This window comes from Streptomyces albiaxialis (genome assembly GCF_039530985.1).
Classification (GTDB): Bacteria; Actinomycetota; Actinomycetes; order Streptomycetales; family Streptomycetaceae; genus Streptomyces; species Streptomyces albiaxialis.
In genome coordinates this window covers 380,149-399,523 of record NZ_BAAAPE010000015.1, presented here as the reverse complement: position 1 = coordinate 399,523, position 19,375 = coordinate 380,149, and the positions used below count along the sequence as shown (strand labels likewise).

The 19,375-nt window shown below is 73.3% G+C and carries 17 protein-coding genes; 7 read left to right on the top strand and 10 right to left on the bottom strand.

What is annotated here, in order from left to right; translation table 11 throughout:
• Positions 1–56: 56 nt before the first annotated feature.
• Positions 57–1,184 carry an FAD-dependent monooxygenase gene (locus ABD343_RS30955; protein WP_344532921.1) on the bottom strand — a complete coding sequence of 376 codons (1,128 nt, stop codon included), beginning with the start codon at positions 1,182–1,184 and terminating at the stop codon, positions 57–59.
• A 233-nt stretch (positions 1,185–1,417) separates the two neighbouring features.
• Here ABD343_RS30955 and ABD343_RS30950 point away from each other — a divergent pair, with 233 nt between their 5' ends.
• Both ABD343_RS30950 and ABD343_RS30945 read left to right on the top strand, forming a co-directional pair.
• Positions 1,418–2,224, top strand: a complete 807-nt coding sequence (locus tag ABD343_RS30950; protein WP_344532919.1) for an SDR family oxidoreductase — start codon at positions 1,418–1,420, stop codon at positions 2,222–2,224.
• A gap of 27 nt (positions 2,225–2,251) precedes the next feature.
• Positions 2,252–3,145, top strand: a complete 894-nt coding sequence (locus ABD343_RS30945; RefSeq protein WP_425578316.1) for a helix-turn-helix transcriptional regulator — start codon at positions 2,252–2,254, stop codon at positions 3,143–3,145.
• Positions 3,146–3,245: 100 nt separating this feature from the next.
• Here ABD343_RS30945 and ABD343_RS30940 read toward each other — a convergent pair whose 3' ends face one another.
• The 5 genes from ABD343_RS30940 to abc-f all read right to left on the bottom strand — a co-directional run bounded on the left by ABD343_RS30940 (position 3,246) and on the right by abc-f (position 9,025).
• Positions 3,246–4,118, bottom strand: a complete 873-nt coding sequence (locus ABD343_RS30940) for an RNA polymerase sigma-70 factor (protein WP_344532917.1) — start codon at positions 4,116–4,118, stop codon at positions 3,246–3,248.
• Positions 4,115–4,693 carry a carboxymuconolactone decarboxylase family protein gene (locus tag ABD343_RS30935; protein ID WP_344533113.1) on the bottom strand — a complete coding sequence of 193 codons (579 nt, stop codon included), beginning with the start codon at positions 4,691–4,693 and terminating at the stop codon, positions 4,115–4,117. The genes ABD343_RS30940 and ABD343_RS30935 overlap by 4 nt, the downstream gene beginning before the upstream one ends.
• Before the next feature lie 238 nt (positions 4,694–4,931).
• Positions 4,932–6,527: a PTS ascorbate transporter subunit IIC gene (gene ulaA, locus ABD343_RS30930; RefSeq protein WP_344532915.1), complete on the bottom strand. Its 1,596-nt coding sequence runs from the start codon at positions 6,525–6,527 to the stop codon at positions 4,932–4,934.
• Positions 6,528–6,558: 31 nt separating this feature from the next.
• On the bottom strand, positions 6,559–7,332 hold the full coding sequence (locus ABD343_RS30925; protein ID WP_344532913.1) for a PTS sugar transporter subunit IIAB: 774 nt from the start codon (positions 7,330–7,332) through the stop codon (positions 6,559–6,561).
• A gap of 67 nt (positions 7,333–7,399) precedes the next feature.
• Entirely contained in the window at positions 7,400–9,025 is a 1,626-nt protein-coding gene (gene abc-f / locus ABD343_RS30920) for a ribosomal protection-like ABC-F family protein (RefSeq protein WP_344532911.1), read from the bottom strand.
• A 302-nt stretch (positions 9,026–9,327) separates the two neighbouring features.
• Between abc-f and ABD343_RS30915 the strand changes: the two genes are divergently transcribed.
• On the top strand, positions 9,328–9,822 hold the full coding sequence (locus ABD343_RS30915) for a DUF3574 domain-containing protein (protein WP_344533112.1): 495 nt from the start codon (positions 9,328–9,330) through the stop codon (positions 9,820–9,822).
• Positions 9,823–9,961: 139 nt separating this feature from the next.
• Entirely contained in the window at positions 9,962–10,906 is a 945-nt protein-coding gene (locus ABD343_RS30910; RefSeq protein ID WP_344532909.1) for a glycosyl hydrolase family 18 protein, read from the top strand.
• 93 nt (positions 10,907–10,999) lie between these two features.
• Here ABD343_RS30910 and ABD343_RS30905 read toward each other — a convergent pair whose 3' ends face one another.
• Positions 11,000–11,797 (bottom strand): polysaccharide deacetylase family protein, encoded by a 798-nt coding sequence (locus tag ABD343_RS30905; protein ID WP_344532908.1) that lies wholly within the window; start codon positions 11,795–11,797, stop codon positions 11,000–11,002.
• Positions 11,798–11,974: 177 nt separating this feature from the next.
• On the opposite strand from ABD343_RS30905, the gene ABD343_RS30900 reads away from it, so the two are divergent.
• Positions 11,975–12,853 (top strand): aminoglycoside phosphotransferase family protein, encoded by an 879-nt coding sequence (locus ABD343_RS30900; protein ID WP_344532906.1) that lies wholly within the window; start codon positions 11,975–11,977, stop codon positions 12,851–12,853.
• 1,065 nt (positions 12,854–13,918) lie between these two features.
• On the opposite strand, the gene ABD343_RS30895 is transcribed toward ABD343_RS30900, so the two are convergent.
• Genes ABD343_RS30895 through ABD343_RS30885 form a run of 3 tightly spaced genes read right to left on the bottom strand, consistent with a single transcriptional unit; the run spans position 13,919 to position 16,900 of the window.
• Entirely contained in the window at positions 13,919–15,388 is a 1,470-nt protein-coding gene (locus ABD343_RS30895) for an FGGY-family carbohydrate kinase (RefSeq protein WP_344533111.1), read from the bottom strand.
• A 10-nt stretch (positions 15,389–15,398) separates the two neighbouring features.
• Positions 15,399–16,268: a DeoR/GlpR family DNA-binding transcription regulator gene (locus ABD343_RS30890; protein ID WP_344532904.1), complete on the bottom strand. Its 870-nt coding sequence runs from the start codon at positions 16,266–16,268 to the stop codon at positions 15,399–15,401.
• Positions 16,265–16,900: a histidine phosphatase family protein gene (locus ABD343_RS30885; protein WP_344532902.1), complete on the bottom strand. Its 636-nt coding sequence runs from the start codon at positions 16,898–16,900 to the stop codon at positions 16,265–16,267. Before ABD343_RS30885 ends, ABD343_RS30890 begins: the two co-directional genes overlap by 4 nt.
• An 86-nt stretch (positions 16,901–16,986) precedes the next feature.
• On the opposite strand from ABD343_RS30885, the gene ABD343_RS30880 reads away from it, so the two are divergent.
• Both ABD343_RS30880 and ABD343_RS30875 read left to right on the top strand, forming a co-directional pair.
• Complete coding sequence (locus ABD343_RS30880; RefSeq protein WP_344532900.1) at positions 16,987–18,441, top strand: FGGY family carbohydrate kinase; 1,455 nt, start codon at positions 16,987–16,989, stop codon at positions 18,439–18,441.
• 81 nt (positions 18,442–18,522) lie between these two features.
• Positions 18,523–19,329 (top strand): hypothetical protein, encoded by an 807-nt coding sequence (locus tag ABD343_RS30875; protein WP_344532898.1) that lies wholly within the window; start codon positions 18,523–18,525, stop codon positions 19,327–19,329.
• The last annotated feature ends 46 nt before the right edge of the window (positions 19,330–19,375 follow it).

Here is a 19,375-nt window from a genome sequence, read left to right as displayed (position 1 = left end):
CCGGACCGACGGGACGGCCTTCGCGGCGGATCCGGGGCGGATTCGCGGGGGGATGGTTACGCGGGCTCGGCCATGAGCCGGTGGCAGGAATCGACCAGCGGATACGCCTCGCGGTGACGCTGCGCCTGCTCCAGGTCGGCGATCGTCACCGAGGTCTCCACGAGCGTGCGGCACCGCCGCGTTCGCCGGCCGGCGAACGCCCGGAGCCCCGCGCCGACGGTCGCGTGCCGCCCGACTTCCCGGGCCAGCACGAGCCCGTCCTCGACCGCCAGAGCGGCGCCGCTGGCCATCTGCGGTGCGGGCGCATGCGCGGCGTCACCGATGACCACGCTGTTGCCCCGGTTCCAGGCGCCCTCCAGGAACGCCGTCTGCACCGGGCGGCGCACCACCGATTCCGACGTGGACACCAGGGAGCGGAGCTCCTCCACCCGGCCGGGGAAGACCTCCAGCAGTCGCCGCAGGCGCGGTACGAGTTCGGCGTCGGGCAGGACGCTCCGCTCCACTCGGTTCTCCGTCAGGAACACGTACGCCTGACTGTCCGAGAGGGGTACGAGGCCTGCCGTGTCGGCCTTCCCGGCGAACTGATGGATCCCGGTGGCCCACGGCGGGCGCGGCACCAGGGCCCGCCAGACCATCTGCCCGTGGAAGTCGAGCGAGGTCTCCAGACCCAGCAGCTCCCGCGCCGAGGAGCGGATCCCGTCCGCGCCCACCAGCAGCGCGGCCTGCCGGGCCGTCCCGTCCGACAACCGCACGTGGACCAGCTCACCGTCCTGGTCCACCGCGGCGACGGTCACGCCGTGGTGGATCACGACGCCGCTCCGCTCGGCCTCCGCGTACAGGACACGGTGCAGAACGGGGCGCGCGATACCGGCCATCGCCGGCCTGTCCGCGCCGATCAGACGAGGCAACCGGACCTCGTCCGCGGGTTCGCCGTTCACGTCCACGTGCGTGATCGTGCTCATGCCGTAGCCCTCGGCCAGGCAGGCGTCCGCGAGGCCCAGCGCGTCCAGCGCACGCAGCGAAGGACCGGTCAGGCACAACCCCCATCCGGACGTCGCCTCCAGCGGGCCGGCCTCGGCGATCTCCACCTGCCATCCGTCGCGTGCCAGGGCCGTGGCCGCTGTCAGACCAGCCATGCCCGCACCCACGATCACGGCGGTCCGCGCACCGCGATACCTGTCCATGTACGCCTCCAGAGCGCCGATTTCCTCGGAACCGTAGGACACGTCGGCGCTCGGCCTTGTCCGAATCCGGCAGCGGCCATCCACTGTCGGCAATCGGTCGTCGTCCGGGCAGCAAGGCACACCGGGCAAGGGGGGTTCTGGCAGTACCTGGATCACCAGGGTCTCCCGGAGGCCCAAAACGCCTGTCAATCTGATTGAGTCGCATTTCCCCACGGCAAAAGGGACGGAATTCAATGGCGGACGCCCAATTCACCACTCGCACAGAACTTTTCGATCTGAGGGGGAAGAACGCCCTTGTCACCGGCGGCACCAAGGGAATTGGGATGATGATAGCGCGCGGCCTTCTCCAGGCAGGCGCCCGCGTGGTCATCAGCTCGCGCAAGGCGGACGCGTGCGCGGAGGCAGAGCATCTCCTGTCCGAATTCGGCGACGTTCGAGCAATTCCCGCCGACCTTTCCAGGCACGACGAGTGCCAGCGCCTCGCCGATCTCGTCGAAGCCGACTCGGAACGCCTGGACATCCTCGTCAACAACGCGGGAGCGATGTGGCGCGAGCCGCTGGCGACGTTCCCGGACGAGGCCTGGGACACCGTGCTCGACCTCAACCTCAAGTCGCCGTTCTGGCTGGTGCAGGCGCTGCTGCCCGCGCTTCGCAGGGCGGGCACCGCCGATGATCCCGCGCGGATCATCAACATCGGCAGTATCGCCGCCATCCACGTCGCCCAGGCGCCCAACTACTCGTACGCCGGCAGCAAAGCGGCACTCCATCAACTCACCAGAGTGCTTGCCAGAGAGCTGGGACCACAGCACGTCACGGTGAACGCGGTAGCACCGGGGGTGTTCCCGTCGCGGATGATGGCGTCCACGCTCGATGCCCTCGGCGACACGATCGCGGCGGCGGCCCCGCTGCGCCGGCTCGGCCGCGACGACGACATGGCGGGTATCGCCGTGTTCCTCGCCGGCCGGGCCGGGTCGTACCTCACGGGCACCGTCATCCCGGTGGACGGCGGCATCGCGACGACCGCGACGGGCACCCCGTAGATCGCGGGACGGGATTACGGTGAGGGGATGGCCACAATGGATCTGCGCACCGAGATCCGGGAGTTCCTCAGCTCGCGTCGCGCCCGCATCACACCCGAACAGGCGGGCCTGCCCGCCTACGGCGGCAACCGTCGGGTCAAAGGCCTGCGCCGCGAGGAGGTGGCGCTCCTGGCGGGGGTGTCGGTCGACTACTACGTGCGCATGGAGCGCGGCAGCCTCGCCGGTGCCTCCGATGGCGTGCTCGACGCGCTGGCCTCCGCCCTGCGACTCGACGAGGCCGAGCGCGACCACCTGGTCCGCCTCGCGCGCCGGTCCAGGGCGCCCGGCGGCCCACGCCGGCGCAGGCCTGCCGTGACGGTGCGCCCGACGCTGCGGCAGGTGCTCGACGCGATCTCCGACGCTCCGGCCTGGATCTGTAACGGACGATATGACGTGCTCGCCATGAATCGACTCGCCCGCGCGCTGTTTTCACCGGTGCTGGCCGACCCGCGACGGCCCGCGAACACGACGCGATTCGTCTATCTGCACCCCGAGGCGGCCAGGGATTTCTTTGTCGACTACGACCGGATTGCCGGTGACGCGGCCGCGAAACTCCGCATGGAAGCCGGCCGCAATCCGCACGACGAGGAGCTGATCGCCCTGGTCGGCGAGCTGTCCACGTGCAGTGAGCTGTTCCGGCAGCACTGGGCGTCCCAGGACGTGCGGCTGCACCGGTCCGGACGCAAGCGGGTGCACCATCCGGTCGTGGGCCGACTCGACCTGGACGTCGAGACCCTGGACCTGCCCGCCGAACCCGGCCTGCACCTCAATATCTACACCACACCCGCGGGCACACCCACCGCCGACAATCTGGCACTCCTGGCATCGTGGGCGGCCACCCCACAGACGTCGGCGACCGAAATCGAAGCACACAACGAATAGCCCACCGATCTGTCGTCGTCCGGGAGCGCCGTCCGTGAGCACTCCCGAAAGGCATGGTGAGACCGGGTCATCCTGCCACGACGCCGGAGCGGGAGGCGGCTCACCTGGCGAGTTCGACCGGTTCGTTCAGCCTCGTCAGCTTCCGCGGGTTTCTGACCAAGTAGACCCGGGCGACCTGCCCGTTCTCCACCACGAGGCTCACCGCCGTGGCCAGCTCGCCGTCGATCTCGACCCGGCCCGCAGGTGCCCCGTTGAGCCACACGGCCGTCGTCGTGAGCGCGGGCGCTTCCACCCGGTTCGTGCGCGCGAGCACCTTCGCCACGCGCTCGACTCCGTGGACCGGAGCCAGGGCGGCGGGCGCAAGCCCGCCGCCATCGGCGATCAGGACCACGTCCGGCGCCATGACCTCCACAAGCTCCTGCAACTGCCCGGTACGCAACGCGAGCAGGAACCGCTCCACCACGGCCTGCTGCTCCGACCGGCTCACCCGCACCCGCGGCCGCCGGGCCGCCACATGCCCGCGTGCTCGCCGCGCGATCTGCCGCACCGCGGCCGCGGACTTCCCGATGGCTTCGGCGATCTCACCGTACGGCAGCTCGAAGACCTCGCGGAGCACGAACACCGCCCGCTCCGTCGGCCCGAGCGTCTCGAGGACGGTCAGCATCGCGATCGAGACGCTCTCCGCGAGCTCGACGTCCTCGGCGACATCGGGGCTGGTCAGCAACGGGTCCGGCAGCCACTCACCGACATAGTCCTCGCGGCTGCGCGCCAGCGTCCGCAGCCGGTTGAGCGCCTGCCGCGTGACGGTCCTGACGAGGTACGCCCGCGCGTCGCTCACCCGCGACTGGTCGACCTCGGCCCACCGCAGCCAGGACTCCTGCAGCACGTCCTCCGCGTCGGCCGCGGAACCGAGCATCTCGTAGGCGGCCGTGAACAGCAGGCTGCGATGAGTGACGAACGGATCCTCGGTCATGCCGTCGACGCCGCGCCGGACGCCTCAGAACGCCCGGCCAGCGGGATGTCGCAGGCATCGGAGTAGCCCTGCGAGGTGATCCCGTGCGCCGTGTTGCACCTGGCCGCCATGTTGGCGTAGCCGATGAACACGGTGAGCTCGACCAGCGCCGCCGCGCCGAGCCGGCCGAGCAGGCTCGCCGACAGCTCATCGGTGACGGTCGTCGGCGTGTGCGTCATGGCCTCGGCGTACTCCATCACCTCCCGCTCCAACGGCGTGAACGCCTCCGACTCCCGCCAGCGCGGCACCTGGCTCGCCTTGGCCAGGTCCAGGTTCTGGTTCCGTGCCGCGAAATAGTTGATGTCGAGGCACCAGCTACAGCCGACCTGCGCCGCGACGGCCATGTGCGCGAACGTCTTGAGGCTCGCCTCAGCCGCGTCCCAGGTGGCCACCCTGGCCGAGAACTCCTGGTTGGCCTCGGCGAGCTCGGGGTGGTTCCACAGCACCTCGTTGGGCTCGGGCACGGAACCGAGCTGCTCGATCAGGTTTTCACGGAGCTCGGCGGGGAGCTCTGCCTTCGGGACGCGTAGCGCCATGGTGTTCTCCTTGGACGTCTGCCTGTCCTGCATGAAGACACCACCGGGCCCGCGAATGTGACAACCACTCCGGGTTTCGGGCCTTTGGAATGCGCGGGCGTGGCTCAACTCCAGCTCCAGCTCGGCGAGGTCCCCTTCTTCGGCTTGCGGCGGCGGCCCGCCGGGAGTGGTCCGCCGCCTTCCGCGCCTCGCCCCCGGCCCCCTGCTCCTCGTGGTCGGAGTTGTCGCTGTACTTCGGTCAGTCCCCGGGCGGGGGCGGGGGCTTGGGGGCGCCTTCCGGGGGTGGGAGCTTGGGGTACGCGCGGGGGGCGGGCCCGGTGCCGCCTTCCGTTCCGGGGCCGGTCCCGATGTCGGTCTCCGGCAGTGCCTCCGGCGGGCCGCCCGGGCTCCAGCCGGTGTCCACGACCTTCTTCTGGACGAGGATCGCGCCCGCCAGGATCGCGACGCCGATGACGAGCATCAGGACGATGCCGCCGGTCTCCCCCGCTTTCGCGGCGTAGCCGATGAGGGAGCCGAACCAGCCGAAGTCGGCGTCACCGAACGTGGTGTTCTCGTTGCCGAAGGCGCCGAGGACCTTCAGCAGCAGGGCGGGCAGGAAGGTGATGAGCACGCCGTTGAGGAACGCGCCGACGACCGCGCCGCGCCTGCCGCCCGTCGCGTTCCCGTAGACGCCCGCCGCGCCGCCGGTGAAGAAGTGCGGGACGAGCCCCGGCAGTACGAGGGCCAGTCCGAACGCCGGATTGAGCACCCAGGCCAGCAGCGCGAGGGTGCACAGGCCGCCGACGAAGCTGGAGAGGAAGCCGATGAGCACCGCGTTCTGCGCGTACGGGAAGACGATCGGCGCGTCCAGCGCGGGGACGGCGCCGGGCACGACCTTCTGCGCGATGCCCTGGAAGGCGGGGACCAGTTCGCCCAGGATCGTGCGGACGCCGAAGAGGATGATGGCGACGGAGATGCCGAACTGGAGGCCCTGCATCACCGACTGCATCAGATAGTTGCCGAGGCTGGTGGCGGCGGCCCCGTCGTCCTCGGCGAACGCCTTGAACGCGGTGTCCTCGCCGACCTTCGCGACGTAGACGATCGCCATCACCAGATAGATCAGCAGCATGGACAGCGCCGTGGCGACCATCGAGTCCCGCAGGAAGCGCAGCCCCTCCGGGAGCTTCATGTCCTCGGTGCTGCGGCTGGCGCTCTCCCGTCCCCGCCCCTTCCGGCGGCCGCCGACGAGCTGGCCCGCGGCGCCGGAGACGATGTACCCCGCGGTGCCGAAGTGGCCGATGGCGACGGTGTTGTTGCCGGTGATCCGTTTCGTCCATGGATGCGCCAGCGCGGGCATCGCGACGAGCATGATGCCGAGCAGCACTCCGCCGAGGACGACCACGATCCAGGACTCGTAGCCCGCCGTGGCCAGCACCATGGTCAGCAGCGTGGCCATGAACAGCATGTGGTGTCCGGTCAGGAACACATAGCGCAGCGGCGTGAAGCGGGCGAGGACGAGGCTGAGCGCGAAGCCGAGGATCATCAGCCAGGCGACGCGCGAGCCGAACTGGGCCTGCGCGATGCCGACGATGGCCTCGTTGGTCGGGATCACGCCGTGCGCGCCGGTCGCGCCCTGGATCATCTTGCCCAGCGGCGCGAGGGAGCTGGTGACCAGCCCGGCGCCCGCGCCGATGAGCAGGAAGCCCAGCGTGGCCTTGATGGCGCCGCCGAGGATCTGTCCCGTCGACTTGCGCAGCGCGATCAGGCCCGCCGCCGTGATGAGACCGATCAGATACGCGGGGACGCTGAGGATCTCATTGACGAGGAACTTCGCGATCGTGACGAGCACGTCCATGTTCTGCTGCCTCTCTCGGCTCGGCCGCCGCTCAGACGTCGTAGGTGTCGCGCAGGGTGCGGTCGACCTCGGTGGTGCTGGTGAAGTCCTCGACGACCTTCACCGGGACGCCGACGTCGCCGAGCGTCCTGGCGATCTCGCGGGAGGTGAAGATGGCGGCGGCCTCGGACGCCTTGCCCTTGGCCGAGATGGTGTCGGTGGCCTCGACGGTGATGTTCCGGTCCCAGCCCCAGCGGTCGAGGACCTGCTCCAGGGTGTTCTTGAGGAAGAGGCTGGTGCCGACGCCGTTGCCGCAGACGGTGAGGATCTTCTGCACGGCGGGCCCGGTCGCGTCGGCCTTCTTCTCCGTCCTCCCGTCCGCCTCCACGAGCAGCAGGTGCAGCGCCTCCGGGGTGGGCGCCTCGCGCAGGCCCTGCTCCGTGTCCGGGTTGGCCAGGAGCCGGGCGAGCGCGGCCATCGCGGCCGTATGGGCGCCCGCGTCCCGCGCGGCGAGCGCGACGACGAGTGTCACGGGGTCGTTCGCCTCGTGCCCGAACTCGACCGGTTCCTCCAGCCGTACCCAGGACATGCCGGTCCGCAGCACGGCGGGCGAGGGCCGGGCGTGCGCGAACGCGAAGCCCGGCGCGATGACGATGTACGGCCCGTTCTCCTCGACGTTCGCGATCATCTCGGCCGTGTACGCGTCCGTACTGGTGCCGTTCGCCACGAGCAGCTCGCCCGCCGCGGTGACCGCGCGCCGCCAGTCGGCGGCCGGGACGTCCAGCCGGATCGCCTCGATGGGGAGGAGTTCACTCAGCGTCGCCATGAGAGCGATCTTGGCATGTCAGCGGCCCGGCCGCGCGTCGGGGCGGCCTCCGGCGCCCGGAACCCGCTCAGCCGGTGACCACCCGCCCGGCCCGCAGCTCCAGCTCCGTCCCCCGGAACCGGGAGCGGAACCTGCGGTCGTGCGAGACGACCACGACACTGCCCTCGTACGCCGCGAGCGCCTCCTCGATCTCCTCCACCAGGCCGGGAGCGAGATGGTTGGTGGGCTCGTCGAGGACGAGGAGCCCCGCGGGGCGCGTCACCAGCCGGGCCAGGTCGAGCTTGCGGCGCTGCCCGGCGGAGAGCGCGGCGACCGGCACCCCGAGGTCGTCCTCGCGGAAGAGCCCGAGGTCCAGCAGCTCCCCGGCGTGCTCCTCCGGCTCGCCGGGGCGCCCGGCGGCGAAGGCGCTGAGCAGGGGCTTCCCGGTGGGCGAGGGGTCCAGCTCCTGCGGGAGCCAGCCGACGCGGGCCGCGCGGCGGACGGTGCCCCCGTCGGGCCGCAGGTCCCCGGCGAGGACGCGCAGCAGCGTGGACTTGCCCGCGCCGTTGGGCCCCGAGACGAGGAGCCGTTCGCCGTGCTTGACGCGCAGCTCCGGCACGCGCAGGCGCCGGGCGACCACCACGTCCCGCACCTCGGCGGCGATGCCGTCCCCGTCGCCAGGGCCTGCCCCGGCGAGGAGCGGGCGAGCCGCGAAGCGGAGGGGCTCGGGTGGCGCGGGCACCGGGTCGCGCCTGAGCCGTTCGAGACGCTGCCGGGCGGCCCTGACCTGCCCGGAAAGCTTGGCCTCGTGCGAGCGGCGGTGCTTGCCGAAGCCCTCGCCCGGATCCTTTCCGGAGGACGCCAGCCGCTGCCCGGCGGAGGCGACCAGTTCCTCCGTACGGGCCAGGTCAGCGCACCACTCCTCGTGGTCCTGCTGCCTGCGGCGGCGGGCGGCGGCCTTCGCGGTGCGGTATCCGGCCCAGCCGTCTCCGTAGCGGGTGACGGCGCGGGTGTCGCGGTCCACTTCCAGGATCGTGGTCGCGATCCGGTCGAGGAACGCGCGGTCGTGCGTCACGGCGACGACGGTCCCGCGGTGCGCCCTGAGCCGGTCCTCCAGCCAGGCGCACGCGGCGGCGTCGAGGTGGTTGGTGGGCTCGTCGAGCAGCAGCAGTTCGGGCGAGGCCGCCAGCACGCAGGCGAGGGCCAGCCGGGACTGCTCGCCGCCGGACAGCGAGCCGAGGCGGCGGTCGCGGGTGACGTGCGCGAGGCCGAGACCGTGCAGCGCGGCGTCGACCCGCGCGTCGGCCTCGTACCCGCCGCGCTCCTCGAACGCGGTCAGCAGGTCGCCGTACTCCGCGAGCCCGGCCTCCCCCGTCCCGCCGAGCGCCGCCTCGGCGGCGCGGAGGCGGCGCTCCAGCTCGCGCAGCTCGGCGAGCGCGTGGTCCACGGCGTCCTGGACGGTGAGGCCGGGGTCGAGGTCGAGAGTCTGGGTGAGGTGGCCGGTGCCGCCGGGGAAGCGGACGGTGATCTCGCCGCTGTCCGGCGCCTCGGCCCCGGCGAGCAGCCGCAGCAGCGTGGACTTCCCGGAGCCGTTCTCCCCGATCACCCCGGCCCGCTCGCCGGACCGTACGGTCAGCGACACCTGGTCGAGAACGGCGCGGTCGCCGTAGGACTTCGCGACGTCTTTCATGGTCATTTGGGCGCGGTCGCGCATGGAGTTCTTCCCTGATCCTGAGAGCACGTGAGCGCGCGCGAGGGCGCGCACGGGACGGACCGTCGGCGGACGAGAAGGGCGGCGGGGCAGGTCAGGCCCTCACACCGCGTCCGCGGGTCCGGATCAGAGGAAGAAGTAGTAGTGCATGCCTCCGAGGGTAACCGGGGGCCCTCGCACCTCGCACAGGGTTTCTGGCGTTGCCCCGTGCGGGTCAACACCCCGCGCAGCGCGCTCGGCTCACGGACGGCTGGGCATGCTTCGGCTCGCTCGCACGGGAGCGCGTGCGGGCCTTCGACGAAGGGATGCCCACCGTGCCCGAAACTCACAAGCCCGGGGCCAGGACCCGGTTGCGGATCGCCGTCGCCGCCTCCGTCCTCGCCCTGTCCGTCTCCGCTCCCGCCGCGTACGCGGCGCTGGACGAGGGGGCGCCCGCGGCGCAGCCGCCGAAGACGGTCGCGGAACGCGGCAAGCCGTACATCGAGACGCGGCTCTACTTCGGGACCGCCGACCCCGACGGCGGGCCGCCCGTCACGGACAGGCAGTTCCGCGCCTTCATCGACAAGCACGTGACGCCCCGCTTCCCGGAGGGTCTGACGATCCAGGACGGGCGGGGGCAGTGGAAGGACAAGCGGGGCACGATCGAGCGGGAGCGCGCGTACGAACTCACCGTGATGTATCCGGAATCCGAGGCTCCCACGCACGACGGGGACATTCAGCGGATCCGCTCCGCGTACAAACGCCTCTTCAACCAGGAGGCGGTGCTCCGCTCGGACGACACCGCGCGCGTGAGCTTCTGAGGCCCCTCGACTAATCCGATTTAGTTCACGCTTCGGTCTAGCCTTCCCGCCGCCTCCGGCGCCAGAATCACGGCGGCTTCCTGACCCGACACGGAAGCCGCCGCAGAAGACGAAGGAGAGGTGGCAGGAAGACGTGAGCATGAGAAGACGGAGCGTCCTTCTCGCGGGAGCGGCCCTGGCCGCCGCGCCGGCGACGGCGTGGGCGGCCGGGACCGGGCGGCGCCCGGAGCGCCGGGCGGCGGCGGGCGGGCGCGTGGTCGTCTATTACCAGACGCAGTACACGAACGGCACGTACGTGTCCCCGCTCGGCCTGACCGACAACGCCACCGGCGTCACGGACGTGCTGGTCGCAGCCGTGCACCTGAACGACGTCAACGGCGAGCACGCGCCCGTGCACCTGAACGACGACCCGCCGGGCGCCGACAAGTACAAACAGATGTGGGCCGACCTGAAGGCCATGCAGGGCAAGGGCGTCCGCGTGCTGGCCATGGTCGGCGGCGCGGCGCCGGGCAGCTTCACCCGGCTCGACACCGAATTCGACACGTACTACCCGCTCCTGCGGGATTTCGTCCGCGAATACGGCCTGAACGGCGTGGACCTCGATGTCGAAGAGGACATGTCGCTCCAGGGAATTGAGCGCGTCATCGACGCACTCCGCAAGGACTTCGGCGCCGACTTCGTGATCACCCTCGCGCCCGTGGGAACCGCGCTCAGCGGTGGCGGAAATCTTTCGGGATTCGACTACGAGGAGCTGTACCGGAACAAGGGCGGCGACATCGCCTGGTTCAACGCCCAGTTCTACAACGGCTGGGGAAGCATGGCGTCGACGGACAGCTTCGACAGCATCGTGAGCCGGGGGCTGATCCCGGCCGAGAAGATCGTCGCGGGTGTGCTGACCGATCCGGCCAACGGCGGCAGCGGATATGTCGATATGGACACCCTGAAGGCGACGGTCAAGAGCCTGGTGTCCAAGCACCCCGGATTCGGCGGGGTGGACGGCTGGGAGTACTTCAACTCGCAGCCCGGGGGCGCCTCGGCGCCCTGGAAGTGGGCCGCCGAGGTCTCGTCGGCGATGGCGGGCTGAGCCCCGCCCGGCCTGAGCCGCACGGACCGGGTGGAGCCCCCGGCCCCCACGCGGGGGCTCCACCCTCTCCCCTACGAGCTACGAGCTACGGACTCAGGACTCGGGGAAGCCGAAGGCGTAGCCCTGCTGCTTCAGCCAGGGAATGAGCTGAGTGAGCGCCGCGTACGACTCGGAGCGGTTTCCGCCCCCGTCGTGGAGCAGCAGCACGGAGCCCGGCTCGACCTGCTGCTGGGCGCGCCGCACGATCGCGTCCGTTCCCGGAAGCTGCCAGTCGCCGGGGTCGGCGGTCCAGCCCAGCGGCCGCATGCCGTGCGAGGCGGCGATGCGGCGGCTGTCGGGCGTGAAGGCGCCGCCCGGCGCGCGGTAGTAGTGGACGCGGGCCCCGCCGGACGCCTTGTCGATCATCTTCTTCGCGTCGAGAATCTGGCTCTTCTGGTACGGGACGGGCTTGTGGTCCATCGCCGTGTCATGGCTCACCGAGTGATCGCAGAGCCGGTGCCCCTCCGCGACGATCCGCTTGACCAGGTCGGGGTACCGTTCGGCGTTGGGACCTATCAGACAGAAAGTGGCTTTGACGTGCTCGCTCTTGAGCAGATCCAGCACCTTGGGCGTCCACTCGGGGTGCGGCCCGTCGTCCAGCGTGAGGGCGAGGGCCTTGCCGCCGTGCGCGGTGCGGTGGGTCAGCGCGCGGCTGGTCACGGGCGGCTTCGCGGGCTTCTCGCGGTGCCCGGCGGTCGTCCGCCGCTCCTCGCCGCCCCGCTTCTCGGCATGCGCGCCGCCGCGGACGCTCTGCTCCCAGCCGGGGTGGGCGGTGGACGCGACGGCTCCCGTGCCGTGTCCGATCAGCGCCGTCAACAGGCCGAGGACGAAGGTCCCCGCCGCGGCCGCCACGGCCACGCTCCCCTGCCGTCCCGGACGCCTTCCCCACCACTTGCTCTGCACCGTTACCGCTCCTACGTGCCCGTTTTCCCCGTGCTTGTCGTTGATTCAGACTCGACGGGCGGAACGAGGGTTGCAGTAGGGAAATGAGACATACACCGCATTGGGAGTTGACGGAGCGTGGGGTCGATGAACCGTAGCGAGGGGTTCACGGAGGAACGGGCGCGCGCGGTGCTGGAGGCCGCCGACGGGCCGCGCGCGGCCCGCGCCGCCGAGCTGCTGTCGCTCGGCGAGAACGCGGTGTTCGCGCGGGACGACGTCGTCGTACGCGTCGGGCGCGACGCCGAGCTGCTGCCGCGCGCCCGGCGCGAACTGGGCGTCGCCGAGTGGCTGGAGAAGGAGAACGTGCCCGCCGTGCGCGCCGCCGAGCCCGGGGCCCGGCTCGTCGAGGGGCACCCCGTCTCGTACTGGCGCCGCCTGCCCCCGTCCGTACGCCCGGCGACGCCGACGGATCTCGCGTCGCTGCTGCGCCGCGTCCACGCGCTGCCGGAGCCGCCGGTCGCGCTGCCGCGCCGGGAGCTGCTCTCGGGCGTCGAGCGCTGGCTGCGGCTCGCGGGCGACGCCGTACGGGAGGAGGACGCGGACTTCCTGCGCGAGCGGCGCGACGCGATCGAGGCCCGTCTCCCCGCGCTCGTCCCGCACCTCCCGCCGGGCCCGGTGCACGGCGACGCGCTGCCGCGCAACGTCCACGTCGGCCCGGACGGCCCGCTGCTCCTGGACCTGGAGACCTTCTCCTCGGACCTCCGCGAGCACGACCTGGTGGTGATGGTGCTCAGCCACGACAGGTACGGGCTCGCCGACGACGCCTTCGCCGGGTTCGTCCGGACGTACGGCTGGGACGTCCGCGAGTGGGAGGGCTGCGCCACACTGCGCGCCGCGCGGGAGACCGCGAGCTGCGCCTGGGTCAGCCAGCACGCCCCGGGCAACCCGGCGGCCCGCCGCGAGTTCGACCGCCGGGTCGCTTCCTTGCGGGAGGGCGCGGACGAGGTGCGCTGGTACCCGTTCTGACGGGCCCGGATCGAGGATCCGGTTCTGGCCGAGCCGAGCCGAGCCGAGCCGAGCCGAGCCGAGCCGAGCCGGCGAGATCGTGGCCGAAGCCGCGGTGGGTCACCGCTCGCCCGCACCCTGGCCACCTCCGGCTGGTCGCCGGTGACGAGGAAGACGGAGCCCACGCGGCGGCCGTCCGGCTCGGCGCGGTCGCCGCGGCGCGGCGCGGCGCACGACGGCCTGCTGCGGGCGCCGCGGGCGCTCCTGGACCGGACAGGTCTGGGCTTGGCTGTCCGCGAGGGAGCACCGGCCGCTGCCGCGGCTGTGGGCGGAGGCGTACGCGCGCTCCCTCGTCCAGCCCGACGGGACCTGGGGCCGGGTCCGCCCGTACGACGGTGGAGGGCGCCGACCGCCGCGCCTGGCCCTGGCCGTACTGCGCGGCGCCCTCCCCGACCCGCTCGCCACGGACGACGAGCCCCGCACCACCGCGGCCGTCCGCACCAGCTCGCACTGCTGCGGCACGCCTGAACCGGACTCTCGGTCCGACCGCCGTGCCGCGCCGTGCCCGGCGCGCGGGCGCCCTGGCAGCACGATCCAGCAGCGGTCCAGGGCCCCGGCCGGGGCCGCGCGCGTTCGCCGGTCGCGGGTCAACTCGCCCGCAGCGAGGAGCCGTTCGACGACGGCCGCCGCCTCCGCCGGGCTCGCGACGGTGAAGGGCGAATGCCCACCCGCCACCCGCGAACGCGCGCGGACGTACGGCACAACGGCCGCCGGGCCGATGGCGCGCACGTGCCGGGCCACTCCCCCATCCGCACGACGGCCGCCGGGCCGACAGCGTCCACGCATCGGCCCGCTCCCCCATCCGCACGACGGCCGCCGGGCCGACAGCGTCCACGCATCGGCCCGCTCCCCCATCCACGCGACCACCGCCGGGCCGACGGCGTCCACGCACCGCGCCCGGTCCCACATCCGCGCGGCCACCGCCGAGCAGACGGCACCCACGCCCGAGCCCGGTCCCGCGTTCGCGCGGCGCCTCGCCGGGCGGGGGGCCGGGCGTCGGTCCGGCCCTCCCCGGCGCCCGCCCGGTCAGGTGAGCCAGCCCTCCGTTCGGAGCGCCTGTGTGAAGCGGGCGTAGGAGGCGTCCAGTTCGGCGGTCTCCTTCTCCACGGGGTCGATCAGCTCGCCCCGTGCGGTCATCGCGGCGGCGGCTTCGGTGAGGGTGGGGTGGAGGGTGCCGGTGGCGGCGAGGAGGGCGGCGCCGAAGGCGGTCTCGGCACGGGGCGCCACGCGCAGCGGCATGCCGAGGACCGTGGCGCGGATCCGGGTCCACAGGGGGCTGCGGCTGCCGCCGCCCGCCGCGTGGAGCGGGCCCTCCACAGGGACGCCGAGGGCGCGGACGCGGTCCAGCGCGAGGCGTTCCAGGAAGGCGACGCCCTCCAGCGCGGCGCGGTGCGCGTCGGCCTCGTCCACCGGCGCGCCGCGCGTGAAGCCTCGCGCCTCGCCGCTGACGAACGGGAAGCGCTCGCCCGCGCGGCGCAGCGGATAGCTGACGACGGAGGCGGGGCCGCGCGCCTCCGCCGCGGCGTCGAGCGCGGGGAGCCGCTCGGGCGGGATGTCGCGCAGGGCCTCGCCGCCCGTGTTGGACGCGCCGCCGGGCAGCCACCAGCCGTCGGGGTGCCGGTGGCTGTAGAGCGCGCCGGTGGGGTCGGTGACCAGCTCGCGGGTGACGCCCTTGAGGACGTACGTCGTGCCGAGCACGCCCACGAACTGGCCCGGCGACACGGCCCCGGTCGCGAGCTGGCCCGCGCAGCCGTCCGTCATGCCGAGCCGCACCGCGCAGCCCTCGGGCAGCCCGGTCTCGCGCCCCGCGTCGGCGCTCACGGTGCCCGCGCCGGTGCCGGGCGCGGCGACCTCGGGCAGCCAGCCGTGCGGGATGCCGAGCGCGTCGAGGACCTCGGCGGGCCATTCGCCCGCGCGCGGGTCGTACCCCGTCTTGAGGGTGTGGCTCCAGTCGGCGGGGACGGGCCCGCCGGTGAGGGCGCGGGCGAGGAGGTCGGGGGTGTGGAGGATGTGCGCGCCGGGCGGCGCGTCGGCGTGGCGCGCGTACCAGCCGACACGCCCGAGCGCGGCGGTCGGGCCGACGCCGAGGCCGAGCGCGGCCCAGCGTGCGGCGCCCGCCTCCTGCGCGCGGGCGTTGAGGTCGGCGGCGCGCCGGTCGTCGTACATCAGCGCCGGGCCGAGCGGCGCGCCCTCGCGGTCGGCGAGGACGAGCGTGCCGGAGGTCGCGGAGACAGCGACCGCGACGACCTCGCGACCTCCGCGCGGCAGCGCGCCGGTGGCCTGGCGCAGGGCCCGTGCGGTCGCGGGCCACCAGCTCGTGGCGTCCTGCTCGCTGCGGCCGTCGTCGGTGCGGACGGGCTGGGGCAGCGGGGCCCTGCCCTCGGCGCGCGTACGGCCGTGCGCGTCGACGCACAGGACGCGGACGGCGGCGGTGGCCACGTCGATCCCGGCGATCACGCCCTCGCCGACTCCTGACACGTTCCGCGTGAAGTTCACAGATTCCACGTTATTTCCCTGCGCTCCCTGTGCTGCTCGTGCCCCGTGTGCTGCCCGGGCCTCCCGCGCTCCCTGTCTCCGCGACCCGGACGTCGGTCTGCTCCCGCAGCTCGGCCAGCAGCCGGGGCTCGACGCCCGCGTCGAGCACGACATGGTCGAAGTCGGCGACGGGGCAGAGCCGGTGGAGCGCCGTGCGCGCGAGCTTGGAGTGGTCCATCAGCAGCGCCGTGCGCGTCCCGGAGCGCAGCATCGCGCGCTTGACCAGCACCACGTCCTGCTCCTGGTGGAAGGTCATCCGCGCGTTCATCGCCGAGGTGCTCACCAGCACCAGGTCGACGGAGAGCGCCTCGACGGCCTCCACGCAGGGCATGCCGAGGAACGAGTCGTGCGTGCGCGAGTACTCGCCGCCGAGCCCGATCAGCCGGACGTCCTCGCGCTCGGTGAACACGTCGATCACCCGGCGCGCGTTGGTGAGCACCGTCAGCGGCGCGGTGCCGGGCTCCGGCAGCAGCCGGGCGAGGGCGAGAGCCGTCGTGGAGTCGTCCAGCATCACCGACATGCCGGGCTCGATCAGCGCGGCGGCGGCGCGCGCGATGGCCTCCTTCTCGGCGACGTGCACCCCGAGCCGGTAGTCGAGGTTGCTCTCGAAGACGCTGGAGGGCTGGGCCGACACGCCGCCGCGGAAGCGGCGCAGCACGCCGCGCCGGGCCAGCTCGTCCAGGTCGCGGTGGACGGTCATCACGCTGACGCCGGTCTTCGCCGCGAGCCAGGTGACGGTCACCGTGCCGTGCTCCAGGACCCGTTCGGCGATGAACTGCCTGCGGCTCTCCTGCGAGCGGGCCCCTGGCCCGGGGCCCTTCTCCGCCTCGGTCCGTGTCATGCCGCCTCCCCCGTCGGTACGTCCGTGGGCACGTTCAGCGCGCGCAGCGCCGTACGGGCGCCGTCGATCTCGATCTCGGTCACCGCCGCGTTGTCGAGGCGGGGCAGCACCAGCCGGTAGCGGCCGACGGGGATGCCCAGCAGGGAGCAGAGCGCGATGCGGAACGCCGTGTTGTGCGCGACGACCAGCACCGTGCGGCCCGGGTGGGCGCCCGCCAGCTCGCGCAGGGCGCCCGTGACGCGCGCGGCGACCTCGGCGGGCGGCTCCGAGCCGGGGAACGCGCCGCGCTCCGCGTCCTGCCGGAACGCCCGGACGGCCGCCGGGTCCTCCGCCTCCATCTCGGCGATGGTGCGGCCCTCGCCCCAGCCGAAGTCGGCCTCGCGCAGGCCCTCGTGGACGCTCGGCGTGAGGCCCAGCGCCTCGGCGACGGGCCGCGCGGTGAGCCGGGCGCGCTCCAGCGGCGAGCAGGCCAGCGCCTCGATCCCGCCGCGCTTCGCGGCCCACGCGCCCAGCGCCCCGGCCTGCCGCACCCCGGCGTCGGTGAGCGCGACGTCGGAGCTGCCCGCGTAGCGGTTCTCGGCGTGCCACACCGTCTCACCGTGGCGGACGAGCAGGAGCCGGGCGGCTGTCATAGGTTCTCCCGTTGCTTCTTCACGTAAAGGGCTATAAATATAACAGCGAACGTGTTCAGAGAGGAGTGCGTTCGGAGAGGAGCATCATGGGTCCGCTGGCAGCGACGGCACCGGTCATCGGCGTCGACGTCGGTACGTCCGTCACCAAGGCCGTCGCCTTCGACCGGGACGGGCGGGCGCTGCACTCCGCCGCGCGCCGCTCCACCCTGCTGCGGCAGCCGGGCGGCGTCGTCGAACAGGACCTGGAGAAGGTGCTGGAGAGCGTCGCCGAGGTGGTGCGCGAGGTCGTCGCCGCGCTCGACGGCCCGCCCGCCGCGCTCGCGCTCACCGGGCAGGGCGACGGGCTGTGGCTGCGCGACGCCGAGGGCCGCCCGGTGCGGAACGCGATCTCGTGGATGGACGGCCGCGCGGCGCCGCTCGTCACCCGCTGGCTGGACGACGGGACGGTCCGCGCGGTGTACGAGCACACCGGATCCGGCATGTTTCCCGGCAGCCAGGCGCCGCTGCTGGCCTGGCTGCGCGCGCACGAGCCGGAGTCCCTGGAGCGCGCCGCGGTCGCCGGGTACTGCGTGGACGCCGTCGCGCAGCGCCTCACCGGGACGGTCAGCGTCGACGCCTCCGACGCCACGCTCCCCTTCCTCGACCCGCGCACCCGGACGTACGCGACGAAGGCGCTCGACGCGTGCGGCGTCGCCGATGTCGCGCATCTGCTGCCCGGGCCCGCCGCACCCGGCACCGTGCTCGGTCTCGACGCGCACGGCGCCGCGCTCCTCGGCCTGCCCGCCGGACTGCCGGTCACCTCGGGCCCGTTCGACCTGCCCGCGTGCGCGCTCGGCAGCGGCGTGCGGGAGATCGGCGACGGACTGGTCATCGTCGGCACCACGCTGGCCTGCCAGGTGCTCACCGACCGGGCCGAGCCCGGCGCGGGCACCGAACCGGCGGGGATGTGGCTGTGCACGCCCGACCCGGAGCGCTGGCTGCGCGCGATGCCCGCGATGGTCGGCACGGCGGGCATCGACTGGGCCCTCGCCACGGTCGGCGCCACCACGGCCGGCCTGGAGCCCCTGCTGGCCGCGAGCCCGCCGGGCGCGAACGGGGTCACGGCGCTGCCGTTCCTCTCCGAGGCGGGCGAGCGGGCCCCGTTCGTCGCGCCGGAGGCCCGCGCCCGGTTCGACGGGCTGCATCTGGGGCACGGGCGCGGCGATCTCGTGCGCGCGATGTGCGAGGCCGTCGGCTACGCGGCCCGGCACTGCCTGGAGGCCGCCGGGCTCTCCGCCTCGCTCGCCGCCTGCGGCGGCGGCACCCGCTCCGCCGCGTGGCTGCGCGCGTTCGCCGACATCCTGGGCCGGCAGGTGCGGGTGCCCGAGGAGACCGAGGTCGGCGCGAAGGGCGCGGCGCTCGTGGCCCGCGCGGCGCTCGGCGACCCGGTGGACGAGGAGCGCTGGCACGGCGCGTACCGCGTGGTCGAGCCGGACCCGGAGCTGCGCGGGCTGTACGAGAAGGGGTACGCGGCCTACCGCGCCGAGGTCGACCGGATGTGACTCCTCTACCTCCCGGGGAGCAGTCCATGAGCCTCCACGGGGACGACGACCGGGCGCGGGGCGCTCGCGATGCTGAGCCGCATGCCGGATCTCGCGCTCCCCTCGCCCCGTCTCCCGTCCTCCTCCGCCGCCGAACCGGCGGCCGTCTCCCGTAGCGGGCTCGTCGACGAGATCGCCCGGTGGGCCGGCGTGTTCCTGATCCTCACCGGGCTGGCGCACCTCGTCGTGTTCGCCGTCGACGGCGGGGCGTGGGAGGGGCCCGTTTCCTGGCGGAAGCCCGTCACGTTCGGGGTCTCGTTCGGGGTCACGCTGATCGCGCTCGCGTGGGTCACCTCGTACGTGCCGACGGGGGCGCGGGCCCGGGCGGTGCTGCTGGGGCTCTTCACGGCCGACTGCGTACTGGAGGTCGGCGGCATCACGCTCCAGGCGTGGCGCGGGGTGCCCTCGCACCTCAACATGGAGACCCGCTTCGACGCGGCCGTCTCCATGACGCTCGCGGTGGGCGGCGGCCTGCTCGTCGTCCTGCTGTCGGCGTTCGCGGTGCTCGCGTTCCGGCGGCGGCCGCGGGGCCCGGCCGGGATGGCACTCGCGCTGCGCGCCGGGTTCGCGATCCTGCTCGTCGCGCTGGTCTCCGGGGCCGGGATGATCGCCCGCGGTGTCTACCTCACCCGCACCGGGCACCAGCTCGACGCCTACTCCTCGACGGCCCCGCTCAAGCCGCTGCACGGGGTGAGCCTCCACGCGGTCCTCGTCCTCCCCCTCCTCGCGTGGGCGCTCTCCCGCACCGGGTGGAGCGCCGCGGCGCGGCACCGGACCGTGTCGGCGGCGGCGGGCGCCTACGGCCTCGCCGTGGTGGCCGCCGGGGTCTGGGCCGCCGTCACCTGGTGACCTCTCGGTCCGTCCTGTCCCGCTTCCCGTGTCACGAATCCGCTCG